Origin of the sequence: Corynebacterium pilbarense (genome assembly GCF_026930265.1) — a bacterium.
GTDB lineage: Bacteria > Actinomycetota > Actinomycetes > Mycobacteriales > Mycobacteriaceae > Corynebacterium > Corynebacterium pilbarense.
Genome location: NZ_JANRML010000006.1, coordinates 72,370 through 85,406, shown reverse-complemented (window position 1 = coordinate 85,406; position 13,037 = coordinate 72,370). Strand labels below are relative to the sequence as shown.

11 protein-coding genes, 1 tRNA gene and 1 riboswitch are annotated in these 13,037 nt (G+C 62.3%); of the genes, 7 read left to right on the top strand and 5 right to left on the bottom strand.

The features are described from left to right. The first annotated feature begins 36 nt into the window (after positions 1-36). The 3 genes from NUW87_RS06335 to NUW87_RS06325 all read left to right on the top strand — a co-directional run bounded on the left by NUW87_RS06335 (position 37) and on the right by NUW87_RS06325 (position 2,762). On the top strand, positions 37-642 hold the full coding sequence (locus NUW87_RS06335; RefSeq protein WP_269027742.1) for a DUF1707 domain-containing protein: 606 nt from the start codon (positions 37-39) through the stop codon (positions 640-642). Between the two features lie 21 nt (positions 643-663). Next, complete coding sequence (locus NUW87_RS06330) at positions 664-1,905, top strand: pyridoxal phosphate-dependent aminotransferase (protein ID WP_269027741.1); 1,242 nt, start codon at positions 664-666, stop codon at positions 1,903-1,905. Positions 1,906-2,204: 299 nt separating this feature from the next. Next, on the top strand, positions 2,205-2,762 hold the full coding sequence (locus tag NUW87_RS06325) for a PIN domain-containing protein (RefSeq protein ID WP_239217455.1): 558 nt from the start codon (positions 2,205-2,207) through the stop codon (positions 2,760-2,762). A 3-nt stretch (positions 2,763-2,765) separates the two neighbouring features. Here NUW87_RS06325 and NUW87_RS06320 read toward each other — a convergent pair whose 3' ends face one another. The 3 genes from NUW87_RS06320 to NUW87_RS06310 form a co-directional block, all read right to left on the bottom strand. Next, the gene (locus NUW87_RS06320) at positions 2,766-4,295 is read right to left on the bottom strand and encodes an ABC-F family ATP-binding cassette domain-containing protein (RefSeq protein WP_269027740.1); all 1,530 of its coding nucleotides are present in this window, start codon (positions 4,293-4,295) and stop codon (positions 2,766-2,768) included. A 261-nt stretch (positions 4,296-4,556) separates the two neighbouring features. Beyond that, entirely contained in the window at positions 4,557-6,095 is a 1,539-nt protein-coding gene (locus tag NUW87_RS06315; RefSeq protein ID WP_269027739.1) for an FMN-binding glutamate synthase family protein, read from the bottom strand. 80 nt (positions 6,096-6,175) lie between these two features. Further along, complete coding sequence (locus NUW87_RS06310) at positions 6,176-7,504, bottom strand: UDP-glucose dehydrogenase family protein (RefSeq protein WP_269027738.1); 1,329 nt, start codon at positions 7,502-7,504, stop codon at positions 6,176-6,178. A gap of 190 nt (positions 7,505-7,694) precedes the next feature. Between NUW87_RS06310 and NUW87_RS06305 the strand changes: the two genes are divergently transcribed. Next, complete coding sequence (locus tag NUW87_RS06305; RefSeq protein WP_269027737.1) at positions 7,695-8,906, top strand: Fic family protein; 1,212 nt, start codon at positions 7,695-7,697, stop codon at positions 8,904-8,906. A gap of 38 nt (positions 8,907-8,944) precedes the next feature. Here NUW87_RS06305 and dcd read toward each other — a convergent pair whose 3' ends face one another. Continuing rightward, positions 8,945-9,508, bottom strand: coding sequence for a dCTP deaminase (dcd, locus tag NUW87_RS06300; RefSeq protein WP_035000205.1), 564 nt, complete (start codon positions 9,506-9,508; stop codon positions 8,945-8,947). A gap of 61 nt (positions 9,509-9,569) precedes the next feature. Here dcd and NUW87_RS06295 point away from each other — a divergent pair. Then, positions 9,570-9,640: transfer RNA gene (locus NUW87_RS06295), tRNA-Gly, on the top strand. 29 nt (positions 9,641-9,669) lie between these two features. Here the strand turns inward: NUW87_RS06295 and NUW87_RS06290 are convergent. After that, positions 9,670-10,248 (bottom strand): hypothetical protein, encoded by a 579-nt coding sequence (locus tag NUW87_RS06290; protein ID WP_269027736.1) that lies wholly within the window; start codon positions 10,246-10,248, stop codon positions 9,670-9,672. Between the two features lie 17 nt (positions 10,249-10,265). After that, positions 10,266-10,400, bottom strand: a riboswitch (SAM riboswitch). Between the two features lie 79 nt (positions 10,401-10,479). On the opposite strand from NUW87_RS06290, the gene NUW87_RS06285 reads away from it, so the two are divergent. Then, complete coding sequence (locus NUW87_RS06285; RefSeq protein WP_269027735.1) at positions 10,480-11,301, top strand: alpha/beta fold hydrolase; 822 nt, start codon at positions 10,480-10,482, stop codon at positions 11,299-11,301. Between the two features lie 151 nt (positions 11,302-11,452). Further along, entirely contained in the window at positions 11,453-12,976 is a 1,524-nt protein-coding gene (locus NUW87_RS06280; protein WP_269027734.1) for an HNH endonuclease signature motif containing protein, read from the top strand. The last annotated feature ends 61 nt before the right edge of the window (positions 12,977-13,037 follow it).

Below are 13,037 nucleotides of genomic sequence, written 5' to 3'. Positions count from 1 at the left end.
TGCACGACAGCCGTCCGGGGCGTTACTATATGCGGCGTGAGCACCCCATACGGCAACTTCAGAATCGGCGACCAGGAGCGCATGGACGCCATGGACACCCTCGGCCGCGCACTTGGCGAGGGCCGGCTCAACATGGGCGAGTTCGACGACCGCTGCCGGCAGGTCGCCGAAGCGCAGGTCCACTCCGACCTGGAGCCGATTCTGGGGGACCTGCCGCCGCAGCAGGCCGGGGGTGCCGTCGATAGGCAAGAAGTGCACCCGGGCGACGTGTTTTACAGCGGCCGCGAGATCATGCAGGCGCGGCGCTCCGGCAAGCGCATGCGCGCGGGCGTGTTTTGGTTGGGCACGGTGGGCGCGTTCGGTCTCATCACGCTCCACCCGATTTTTCTCCTGGCTATCCCCACCCTGTTCATCCTGCTGTACGTGATGAAGGTGGGCCCGGACTCCTGGTACACCCCCACCCTGCGGCAGCTGGAGCAGCAGCGCCGCCAGGAAATCAAACGCCGCCAGCTGGAAATCGAATCTGCGAAGGCGCACCAGCAGGCCATGATGCGGGTGCAGCGCAGGGACCAGTTCAACCAGCTGACCTCGGACGCGCTCGATGTCGCACAAAACACGATAAACCGCTTCCGCAAACAGTAAAGAGGCCTACAGTGGAGTGGCATGAGTGAGCCACTGCAAAAGCACCGTCATTTCGACCAAGCGGACAAGCTGAAGAACGTCTTCTACGACATCCGCGGCCCGGTGACCGCCACTGCGGAGAAGATGGAGCGCGACGGCCACACCATCCTGAAGCTCAACACCGGCAACCCCGCCGTTTTCGGTTTTGAGGCGCCGGACGTGATCATGCGCGACATGATTGCCAACCTGCCCACCTCACAGGGCTACACCACCTCCAAGGGCATCACCTCCGCCCGCCGCGCGGTGGTCACGCGCTACGAGATGATCGACGGCTTCCCACCCTTCGACATCGACGACGTTTACCTGGGCAACGGCGTGTCCGAGCTGATCAGCATGACCACCCAGGCGCTGCTCAACGACGGTGACGAAATCCTCATCCCCGCCCCCGACTACCCACTGTGGACCGCCGCGTCCACGCTCGCCGGCGGCAAAGTCGCGCACTACATGTGCGACGAGGAGGACGATTGGAACCCCTCGCTCGAAGACATCCGCTCGAAGGTTACCGACCGCACCAAAGCCATCGTGGTGATCAACCCGAACAACCCAACCGGCGCCGTGTACTCGCGCGAGGTCCTCGAAGGCATCGCCGACATCGCGCGCGAGCACGAGCTCATGGTGCTTTCCGACGAGATTTACGATCGCGTGCTTTACGACGGAGCTTCGCACATCTCCATGGCAGAAATCGCCCCGGATCTCGTGTGCATCACCTTCAACGGCCTGTCCAAGGCGTACCGGGTGTGCGGCTACCGCGCCGGCTGGATGGTGATCACGGGCCCAAAGCGCCGCGCCGCCGGCTTCATCGAGGGTCTCGACCTGCTGTCGGGGACCAGGTTGTGCGCGAACGTGCCCGGACAGCACGCCATCCAGGTGGCTCTGGGCGGCCGGCAGTCCATCTACGAGCTCACCGCTGAGGGCGGACGCCTGCACAAGCAGCGCAACGTCGCAGTGCGGAAGCTCCGCGAGATCCCCGGTGTGTCCGTAGTGGAACCGAAGGGTGCGCTGTACTGCTTCCCCAAGATCGACGCGGAGATGTACAACATCCACGACGACGAGAAGTTCATGCTGGACCTGCTCAAATCCGAAAAGATCCTCATGGTCCAGGGCACCGGCTTCAACTACCCCACCCCGGACCACTTCCGCGTGGTCACGCTGCCGTGGGCGTCGCAGTTGGAAAACGCCATCGAGCGCCTGGGCAACTTCCTGGTGGACTACCACCAGCACTAGAGGTTCGACGCGCGGGGTTCCAGCGGGAGCTTGGACGAGGTATCCTGCGCATATGACATCTGTGCCCGTCCCGAGAGAGGCGTTCCGCGATAACGCGCGAACCCTCCGTCAGGCGATGCGCGAAGCAGCGCAATCATCATCGGCGAAGGTTGTTCTCTCCCATCGCCAAGCGGAAACGATTCTGCGTGTGCTGGAGAGTGCGGATTCAGAATTCGAGCGTCGACAGCATGTAGCTCGAAGGCTTGCGGATTTCTCCAATGAAATCGGGTTCACCGAGTAGCGGGATCCCGCGACGAAGCGTGCCGGTCACCTTCGTCGACGCCAACATTCTCTTCTCTCGTGTCCTCAGAGACTACTTTCTCTACAGCGCCCACATGGGTGCGCTGGAGCTTCGATGGAGCCAAGAGGTCCTAGATGAAATGTCGCGAAACCTCCGTGCCTCCATCGGCCTCGACGAATTCTCGACTCGCCGTCTTGAAGAGCTCATGAATGAGTTTCTTCCCGATGCGAAACTCAAACTCCCCGTGTCCGAAGACGTGGTCCCCCGCAACGTGGACGTCCACCCGAAAGACCGCCACGTACTTGCAGCTGCGCTAAGCACTGACGCAGACAATCTGCTCACCGACAACACGAGGGATTTTCCTGCTGAATGGATGGGTTGCCAAGGCATCGATCTCGTTCAGCCCTCAGCGATGATCACCCGTCTTCTGATGGACTTCCCAAGCGAATTTCGTGAAGCACACCATCTCTGCGTCGAACTCTCCGCTTCTAAGGACTGTGAGACAGTCCTCAACCAACTTGAAAAAGCTACGGACCCTTTCACTGCAGCCAAAGTTCGAAGGTTCGTACGCCCATAACAGTCAACTGCACTGCAGGGTCTCAATGGCGACTTCGCGGGTGAGCCCTATTCGCGCGCAGAAGTCCTCGTCATGGCTGACCAGGACGATCGAGCCGGCGTAGCTGTCCAGTGCGGAGACGAGCCAGTCCACTGTGGAAATGTCGATATTGTTGGTGGGCTCGTCGAGAAGCAATAGCTTCGGGGCTGGGTGAGAAAGCAGGATACGGGCGAGCTCAACGCGGAATCGCTCCCCGCCGGACAGCGTGCCAACGGCGGCGTGCACGGTGTCGTTCTGAAACAGCAGCTGCGCAAGTTGGTCGCGGATATACTGCGGCCCTGCATCGAGGTTGGTTTGCGTCACCAGCTCCAGCACCGTCAGCTCTGGGTTGAGCGTAATGCGCTGGCGAAGGTAGCCCACGTCGTCGATGACGTAGCCTGCCTGCCCACTCGCGATGGAGTTGAGCAGCGTAGTCTTGCCGCTTCCGTTAGGACCGGTAATGTGCACCCGCTCGGGACCTACGACTGTCAGTCCGGGAATGTCCAAGACCCGGGTACCATTGGGCAGCTCGGTGCCGGGCAAATCGATGAAGACAGCTTGATCATCGCGGACTTTTTCCTGGGCTTTGTTGTAGGCGGCGAGCGCGCCCTCCACCGCTCCTGCGTGGGCCGACCCCCGTCTCGCCGCAGTCTTTTCAGACCTGTCCTTGTCCAATCCCATCGCCATGCCGGGCTTGCGCTTCGAGGCGGCGAACTTCTTTCCACGGCGCGCATCCCGATCGATGCGTGTCTGCATCGCTTCCCGCTCCTTGACCTGCTTGCGGTGGTTCGCTTTTGCGTCCCTCACCCCGCGTATCGCTGATTCCTGCTCCTGCGCGAGCGTCTCCTTGTATGCGGAAAAGTTGCCGGAGAACATTCGCAGCCGGCCGTCGTGCAGCTCAGCAATTTCGGTGGCGCTCTGCAGCAAGTCGCGGTCATGACTTGCGACGAGCACAGGTACCGACGCCGCCTCCAGCACCCGTATGAGCTGCTCTTTCACGTGGTGGTCGAGGTTGTTGGTTGGCTCATCCAAGACGACGAAGTCGGGGTTGCCGGAGAACAACGCGGCCAACGCTACCCGGACTGTTTCACCGCCGGAAAGCGTATTCAGGGTTCTATCCAAAGGCAGGTCGAGTCCGTGCGCGGACAGGGTGGCGGTGATCTCTGCGGCGATATCCCACCGGTCACCGATGGTTTCGAACAGCTGGGGATCGAACTCCCCGGCCTCCACCGATGCAATTGCGTTGAGGATTTCAGTGGCTCCAAAAACATCAGCCACGGTGTCATCTGCCCGCAGCGTGAGGTCCTGCGGCAAGTACGCGATGTTCGCGGGGCGTTCCACCGATCCACTCGTCGGCTCGAGCTGACCGAGGATGATCTTGATCAGGGAGGATTTACCGGATCCGTTGTCGCCGATTAACCCGGTAAGCCGACTATCAAATACGGCGTTCAGGCCTTCAAAGCACGTGGTTCCATTGGGCCACTCGAGAGAAATGTTGTTCAGGGAAATAGGCATGCTCATCTGTCTTTCTGGTTCGTGTTATGCGGAAACACGGAACGTGAGCACTGCCTACTCCTTCCCTCGGGGACGCGTCTGTTCAGAAACTACGATGAACCGGTGTGCGTGTCAAGCACTTTGCGTCCAATAAGTGACCAGACATGACGCTGATCTGCTAGTTCGTCGGTGGTTGTCTCCTGAGCGAACTAGCAGATCCGCGTTTTGGGGCTGGGGCCTGGGAGCTGGCCAGCTAGCCCACCCCAGGCCCACCACCGGCAGCTACGCCACGGGGCGGAACGTGTCCGGGGAGGCGGCTTTCCAGTCGGGGGCCCAGACCGACGGGGCGTCGTCAAGCAATTGCCCCGGGCGCAGCCACTCGTAGATGGAGGCGTAGGAGCGCGACTCCGTCGGCGAGACGCTGCGGCGCAGCATGTCGGGGCGCAGCTCCGACGGATCGGAGACGCCCATGGAGGCCATGAGGCGCACGGCGGTGCTGACGGTGGTCTTGTGGAAGTTGTAGACCGCCTTGGACTTGTCCTCCACCACGATGGCGCGGTTGCGTCGCGGGTCCTGGGTGGCCACGCCCGTCGGGCATTCGCCGGTGTGGCAGCGCTGCGCCTGGATGCAGCCGGTGGCCATCATCATGGCGCGGGCGGAGTTGGTGTAGTCCGCGCCCTGGATCATGCGCATGACAATGTCGGAGCCGCCGGCGACTTTGCCGGAGGCGCCGATCTTGATCTGGTCGCGAAGCCCGGTGCCCACGAGCGCGTTGTGCATGAGCATCAGGCCGTGGGTCAGCGGCATGCCCATGTGGTCCTCGAAGTCGATGGGCGCGGCACCCGTGCCGCCTTCGGAGCCGTCCACCACGATGAAGTCGGGCGCGGTGCCGACCGCGCGGATGGCCTTGCAGATGGCGAGCACTTCTCGACGGCTGCTGACGCACATCTTGAACCCCGCCGGCTTGCCGCCGGAAAGCTCGCGCATCTGCGCGATGAACTCGATGAGCTCGACCGGGGTGCTGAACACGCGGTGGCCGGCCGGGCTGATGCAGTCCACGCCCATGGGCACGCCGCGGATCTCCGAGACTTCCTTGGTGATCTTGTCCGCCGGCAGCACGCCGCCGATGCCGGGCTTGGCACCCTGGCTGAGCTTCAGCTCCACCATCTTGACCTGGTCGTCCTGCGCTTTGTCGCGGAACTTGGCCGGGTCGAAGCCGCCGTCCTCGGTGCGGGCGCCGAAGTAGCCGGTACCCATCTGCCAGACCAGGTCGCCGCCATTTTCCTGGTGGTACGGGGAGATGCCGCCCTCGCCGGTGTTGTGGGCGAACCCACCCATGGCCGCACCCTTGTTCAGAGAGCGCACGGCGTTTTTGGACAGCGAGCCGAAGCTCATCGAGGACACGTTCAGCATGGAGATGGAGTACGGCTTGGTGCAGTCCTTGCCACCCACGAGCGCGCGGGGCGGCTCGGCCGGCTCCTCCACCGGGGCGATGGAGTGCACGAGGTGCTCGTGGTTGGAGTCGTAGACGTCCTGGACGGTGCCGAACGACGTCTCACTCTGCTTGCCCTTCGCACGCTCGTAGATGGCGTTGCGCTGGTCGCGGTTGAAGGGGCGGCCGTCCCAGTCGCGTTCGATGAAGTACTGGCGCAGCTCCGGACCGATGTCCGTGAGCAGGTAGCGCATGTGCCCCAAAACGGGGTAGTTGCGCAGAATCGGGTATTTGGTCTGTGTGAGGTCGTGAATGGCGACACCACCCAGCGCTGCTGCGGCCGCGCCCAGGGCGCCCTTGGCAAACTTTCCTGACTTCTCCTTGGACATGCGGACTATCATGCCCCACTCAGCCAGAAATACTAAGACGGGCACACCCTGCAGGTATGCCCGAATTAGGTACTACGAAACTACAGGGTCCGACCCAGGGCGCGGAGCTGCCAGCCAGCGTTTTGCCAGTCGGTGACGTTGAGGACGTTTCGTCCGTCGATAAGCAATTGCTTTGCGACGAGCTCCGCCGCCCACCGCGGGTCCATTTCCTTGAACTCCTGCCACTCGGTGGCGAGGATGACCAGTTCCGCGCCGCGCAGTGCGTCCTCGAGGCTGGTGGCGTAGTCGAGGGTGGGGAAGACCTTGCGGGCGTTGTCCATGCCCTGCGGGTCGTAGACGCGCACGGAAGCGCCGGCGAGCGAAAGCTGGCCGGCCACAGCCAGTGCCGGCGAGTCGCGCACGTCGTCCGAGTTCGGCTTGAACGCGGCACCGAGCACGGTGATGTTGCGGCCGATGACGCTGCCGAGCTCCTCGCGGGCTAAGTCGATCACGCGCTGGCGGCGGCGCATGTTGATCGCGTCGACCTCGCGCAGGAAGGTCAGTGCCTGATCGGCGCCGACCTCGCCGGCGCGTGCCATGAACGCGCGGATGTCCTTGGGCAGGCAGCCGCCGCCGAAACCGAGGCCGGCGCCGAGGAACTTCCGGCCGATGCGGTCGTCGTAGCCGATGGCGTCCGCAAGCTGGGTCACGTCCGCACCGACGTTCTCGCAGACCTCGGACACGGCGTTGATAAACGAGATTTTCGTGGCGAGGAAGGCGTTGGCGGAGACTTTCACCAGCTCCGCGGTCTGCAAATCCGTCACGATAAACGGGGTGTCGTTTTCCAGCGGGGTGGCGTACACCTCGCGGGCGATCTCCTCCGCGCGGGAGTTCTCGGCGCGGTGGCCTAGCACGATGCGGTCCGGCTCGATGGTGTCTTTCACGGCGTAGCCCTCGCGGAGGAACTCCGGGTTCCAGGCGATCTCGACGCTGGCCTTGTTGCCGTTGGCGGCGGCGAGTTTGTCGGCGCGCCTCTGCAGGGCGGCAGCGGTGCCGACCGGCACGGTGGACTTGCCCAGGATCAGGTGCTCGCCCTCGAGCTGGGGCACCAGGGCGTCGATGACGGCCTCGACGTAGCGGGTGTCCGCCGCGTACGAGCCGCGCTGCTGCGGGGTGCCCACACCGATGAAGTGGACGTTGGCGAAGGCGGCGGCTTCGGCGTAGCTCGTCGTAAAGCTCAGGCGCCCTGCCTCGATGTTGCGCTCGAGTACCTCGGGAAGGCCCGGCTCGTAGAACGGCACTTTGGAGTTCTTCAGCGCCTCGATCTTGGTTTCGTCAACGTCTACGCCCAGCACCTCGTGGCCGAGTTCAGCCATGCACGCCGCATGCGTCGCGCCGAGGTAACCAGTGCCAATCACAGTCATCCGCATAAGTGGCCATTATGCCGTGGAGCGGCGAGGTCGGCAGAGTGAGTAATGTGTGCATATTTTTAGCAGCGGAAATTCATATGCTCCTCGCGGTCTCTATTTTTCAAAATCGTATTTTTTGCAAAATAGATAGATGGAGATTTCGCTAAAATCCCAGAATTGAAGATTCTGACCTGTAAAGGACGCTCTGGAAATGGACAACTACAAAAACCTGAAGACAGTGTTTCACAAATCCCCAGACGGCCAACGGGCTGCAGAGGCGGAGTACATCTCCCGATTTTCATCCCCAGCTGCGCTTCATTGGGACTTCACAGTAGGCAAACATCAACTTTTCGCGGTACTAACTGCGGAGATTCAGTCGCTTTTGGAGCAGGTCTGGAGGACGGAGCTCCGAATTTCCCACAAGTGGTCCACGCTTCCAGGCGTAGCAGGTAGCCACTACCTGACTGGCCTGCTCATTGAGGAAATCAAAGCGACCAATCAGATTGAGGGCGTGCATTCGACCCGTAAAGAAATTGCGGAAGCCCTAACCCGCCCCTCAACCGGACCGCATAAGCGTTTTCGCGAAATGGTTGCCTTCTACGAGTCGCTGCTTAACCCTAATGATCGACCAGAGTTCCCGCGGACTCCCGCATCCCTCCGCGCTGAATACGACAAGTTACTTGCGAAAGAAATCGATGAAGCGGATCGTCCCGACGGGCAATTGTTCCGAGCAGGAACAGCAGAGATTCACGATGGCATGAAGGGAGTTCACAAAGCTCCCCTCGGCGAAGACAACATTGAAGAGCGCATGCGGACGTTCCTAGACACCCAACAAGATGAAACCCATGTCCTCATCAACGCGCTCGTCGGCCACTTCATCTTTGAGTACACTCACCCGTTTTACGACGGTAACGGCCGTATGGGACGCTTTCTTCTCGCATTCAAGGCCCTCGAGGTCCTTTCTCCACCGACCTCGATGTCCCTCTCTCACCAGTTCTCGCTCCAGAGGAAGAAGTACTACGCGGCTTTCGTAGAGACGGAAAACGCGATGAACTACGGGGAGGGAACTTTCTTCCTCAAAGCCATTCTCGAGATGCTGATCGATGCTCAGAATGACCTGGAGACATCACTGGATCAAAAGCATTCCCAGTTACGTAGTTTGCAGGAGGTTTTATCCTCGGTAAATCGAGACGAATACGAACGCGACTTACTTTTCTTAGCCGCGCAGGCATTTCTTTTTAGCCCGGAGCTCCCCTTCCCCCTCAAAGAAGCAGTTTCAGCAATGGGGCGCTCTTGGAACACCGTCCGACCCGTTGCAGAACGCCTGGAGGCGGAGGGCCTAATCCAATCCGCATCCAAGCGTCCGCTCACGCTCGAGCTCACTTCTCAGGGCCGTGAATACTTGCGTTTGTCAGAGCACTGAGCGGGGCGGGCCTTTGGCTCGTCGATAGGCAAAAGCCCCTACTGGAAGTTCAGGTACGCCTTCGACGGGGTGGGGCCACGCTGGCCCTGGTACTTCGAGCCAAGCTTGCCGGAGCCGTACGGGGTGTCCGCGGGCGAAGTCATGTTGAACAGCGCGAGCTGGCCGACCTTCATGCCCGGCCACAGGACGATGGGCAAATTGGCCACGTTGGACAGCTCGAGCGTGATGTGGCCGGAAAAGCCTGGGTCGATGAAGCCTGCGGTGGAGTGTGTGAGCAGCCCCAGGCGGCCCAGGGAGGACTTGCCCTCCAAGCGGCCGGCCAGGTCCGCCGGCAGCGTGAAGCACTCCAGGGTGGAGGCGAGCACGAACTCGCCGGGGTGCAGGACAAACGCGTCGCCGTCCGGCACCTCGACCAGCGTGGTCAGATCGGGCATCTCCTGCTTCGGGTCAATGTGCGTGTACTTCGAGTTGTTGAAAACGCGGAAGAACTTGTCAATGCGCACATCGATCGAACTCGGCTGGATGAGCTCGGCATCGAACGGGTCGATACCGAGGTGGCCGGAGTCAATGGCATCGCGGATGTCGTGATCTGAAAGCAACACGCGTCTGAGTGTACTTCCCTGTTTTGGGCCGCGAATCCGTGGTGCTAAAGTTGGCAGAGCTGCCGGCGTAGTTTAGTGGTAGAACATCAGCTTCCCAAGCTGAGAGTGCGAGTTCGATTCTCGTCGCCGGCTCTCTTTTCTTTTTGGGGGCTTCCTCGGATCTAGCTTTCCGTGGTGCACGGCGTCAGCGGCTTTTTGCTCAGCAACACCGCGCGGTACCTCCCATTCTCCGTTTTGAAGCGCAGGATGTTCCAATCCGGGTTGTACTCCTCTGCCAGCGCAAGTTCCTCGGGGTCGTGGTTGTAGCCGGTGACGTTCTCCTCCCCCACTGCGCTGCGGAAACGGAAGGTGAGCTTCGTGCCGTCCTGCTCCGCCGCCTCGACGGGGAACCAGGAGTGCTTCAGGTTCATGGCGCGAAGCACCGGGATGTAGTGGTTTTTGTGGCCTTCGGCCTGCCTGTCGCACTCTTTGTAAGTGCATTCACGGCGTGCGGCCGGCTGCTTGGGCAGCGGGACAACGGCATCCCCGACGCGGATCGCGCCCGCTTTCGGCGAGTAGTCGAACTTCGGGCCAGTGTTACCCACGAAACGGGCCGCTTCCATCGGGCTGTCGAACTTTGCGACGACACTTTCGCCCGTCTCATCGAGCGTGAACGCGAACGTAGTTCCGCTCATGTGGGCCAGGGTGGCAGGGGTCCAGTCGGTGGGCATGTTGGACATGTCGTTCATGTCGGAAGACATGGTTGATCTCCTTTTGAGAATCGCACTTCCGGCGCGGCGGTTGCGCGTGCCGGCGGATCTTCCCCCGGGGGCACCGTGCGCGATATGCGCGGTTGCCAGCCGACGAGCCGGGAGGCTTTTCCCTTGTGCAGGGTGCGTCGGACTTCGTGATCCAAACCAGGACAATAACAGACCGCTTGGTCTACTGCAAGTGGGGGCCGGAGGACGTCGATAAGCAATATGCTCTAAGGGATGAAACTCAGCAGCGCGATGATGACACTGGCGGCCGGCTACGGGGCGGTGCGCGGGCTGCAAAACCGCCCGCCGATGCCGTTCAACGACCGGAATTTTGAGCCCACACACCCCACGCCGGTGATGTACGTGCACGGGATCAACTCGCGCACCGCGGCGTTTGAGTCGAACGCCCAAAGGCTGAAAGAACAGGGGTTTTGGGTCTGGGGCTACGACTACGGCGACATGATCGCGCCCGGGTTTTTCGGCGCGGGGGACCTGAATTCGATCGTGGGGGACGTGGAGGAGCACGTGGACCGTGTGCTGCGAAAAACCGGCGCGGAGCAGGTGGACATTGTGGCGCACTCGCAGGGCGCGCTGATGACCAAGCTGTTCATTTCGCGCGGGGGCGCGGAGAAGGTGCGGCGCGTGGTGGCGATGGGCGGCAACTTCCACGGCACCGACTTCCGGGGGCTGGCCGGACAGATGGGCGCGTTCGCCGCAAACCACCCGCACTTCACCACCCTATTCGCCCCGGGGGCAGCACAGCAGCTCGCAGGTTCCGCCTGGTTACGCGAGTTTTTGAGCGGCCCGGACACCATGCCGGGAATCACGTACACCTCCATCTACTCGCCGGCGGACACGGTGGTCACCCCGACATCCGCGTCGATGCTGGAGGCCGTGCCGGGCGCGGATGTGGCGAACATCGATTCCGGGCAGTGGTACGACGGCTACGCGCCCTACCACGCACTCATGCCGCGCGACCCGCTGTACGCGGACCTCACCGCGTGGGGGCTGCTGCGCGAGGTGGGCGACCACGTGCCGCCTGCACACTTCGAGTGAGCACTTTTTGCTTATCGACGGGCTAAAGTCGCTGGCTGTTTAGGGTTATTCGAACGTGTGTTTGGGTTTGTGGCGGTCGTGTCGGAGGCGTGTCGTAGCGTATGCATTGTTCATTCGTTGACAGTGCGTACCTGAAGGGAGGGATCCGGCCATGACCACAGCGATTGACCACCACGTGGACCAGCTCGTCGATAGCCTGAAAGCTCTCGAGGCGCTCATGATGCAGCCCGAATCCCTCCACCTTCTGTCCACGCACCAGGCGATGGAACGGCTGCACGCGGCGCTGCCGCTGCTCTCCAACGCGAACATCGCGTTTGCTCACCTGTGCGAGCGCGACGGGGCTGGCCGGTTGGTCGGCGCCAACCACCCTGTGGAGTATTTGACCAAGCAGCTCGGGCTCCCGCGGGCCGACGCCTTTAGCCTGCTCAACCAGGCGAAGACGATGTTCGGCGAGGTCGAGGTGCCCACCCCACCCTCGGATCCGCTGATGGACGAGGAGGAACGCGAGAAGCAGGCCGAGGAAGAAGAGCGCCGCAAAGAAGAAGCGCGCAAGGCCAAAGAGCGCGCGCGGAAGGCAGCGGCGAAGGCCAACGCAGAGAAGAAGCGCATCATCGAACGGGCGCTGATGCAGCTCAACGAACACTCAGACCCGGGCCGAGACGAGATCTACGCGCAGGCGCTCGAGGCCGCGGAGACGATGTCCGCGGAAGAGCTGCGGAAGCACGTGAACACACTGGTCAAGCGCGCCAACCGCAAGGGCCGGGACTACGAGGGCAACAAGGACCCGCTCGCCGCGTTTAAGAAGCGCACCATGATCTTCGGCGAGGAGGACAGCGACGGCGGTTCCTGGGGGCAGATCTACTTCGACAAAGCCAGCCGCGCCGCGTTCGAGGCCGCGCTGGCCGCCGGCGAGTCGCCCGGGGCGAACCTGCCGCCCGGCGCCGAGGACAAGCGCACCCGCGGGCAACGGCGGTTCGACCAACTCATGGGCATTGTCGGCAACCACGCGAACTCCTCCACCGCGGCGCGCAAGGGCATCGGCACCGTGGTGATAACGCTGACGATGGAAGACCTCATGGGGGCGGACGCGTACACCGAGTTCGCCACCAACACCTCGGTGTCGTTGACCGCGTTGGACATAGTCCGGCTCGGGCTGGCGGGAGACTCCTTCGCCCTGCAGCTGGACTCGTGCACCGGGGTGCCGCTGTCCCTCGGGCGGGCGCGGTTGGCCAGCGTGGAGCAGAAACTGGTGCTTTTGGCCATGCAGCAGGTGTGCGCCTGGACCGGGTGCACCAAGCCGGGCGTGGAACTGGAAGCCCACCACATCCAGTCGTACCTGCACGGTGGGTTCACAGACCTGGAAAACCTGGTCCTCCTGTGTCGCGAGCACCACATGTGCAACAACGACAACAGGGACGGCGCCGGTGGCAAGGGGCATTTCGAGAAAAACCCCTCCACCTGGGACGTCACCCACCACCCCGCCGACGGCGGGCCACCGACACCGACCACGACCCGCCAGTACCAGGAATCGCCTGGTCAGAGGACTATCAGGCGGGTGCGAAAGGAATACCCCGCGTTCGACGACCCACCGAACCAGACAACCACCGACCCGCCGTTATTCGACATCGGCGATGGGTCCAGGGCCGGCCCCGACCGGGGCGGCAACATAGCGTGAGAGTTGGACGCGCGGCGGTTTGGTGCCGCGCGGGTGTGGGGTGCGTGACGGTTCGTACGCT

Excerpts from the sequence above, each read along its gene's own strand:
- NUW87_RS06330 (WP_269027741.1), top strand. The coding sequence starts at position 664 with ATGAGTGAGCCACTGCAAAAGCACCGTCATTTCGACCAAGCGGACAAG.
- NUW87_RS06290 (WP_269027736.1), bottom strand. The coding sequence starts at position 10,248 with ATGTCTTCCGACATGAACGACATGTCCAACATGCCCACCGACTGGACC.
- NUW87_RS06320 (WP_269027740.1), bottom strand. The coding sequence starts at position 4,295 with ATGCCTATTTCCCTGAACAACATTTCTCTCGAGTGGCCCAATGGAACC.
- NUW87_RS06305 (WP_269027737.1), top strand. The coding sequence starts at position 7,695 with ATGGACAACTACAAAAACCTGAAGACAGTGTTTCACAAATCCCCAGAC.
- NUW87_RS06280 (WP_269027734.1), top strand. The coding sequence starts at position 11,453 with ATGACCACAGCGATTGACCACCACGTGGACCAGCTCGTCGATAGCCTG.
- NUW87_RS06285 (WP_269027735.1), top strand. The coding sequence starts at position 10,480 with ATGAAACTCAGCAGCGCGATGATGACACTGGCGGCCGGCTACGGGGCG.
- NUW87_RS06315 (WP_269027739.1), bottom strand. The coding sequence starts at position 6,095 with ATGTCCAAGGAGAAGTCAGGAAAGTTTGCCAAGGGCGCCCTGGGCGCG.
- NUW87_RS06310 (WP_269027738.1), bottom strand. The coding sequence starts at position 7,504 with ATGCGGATGACTGTGATTGGCACTGGTTACCTCGGCGCGACGCATGCG.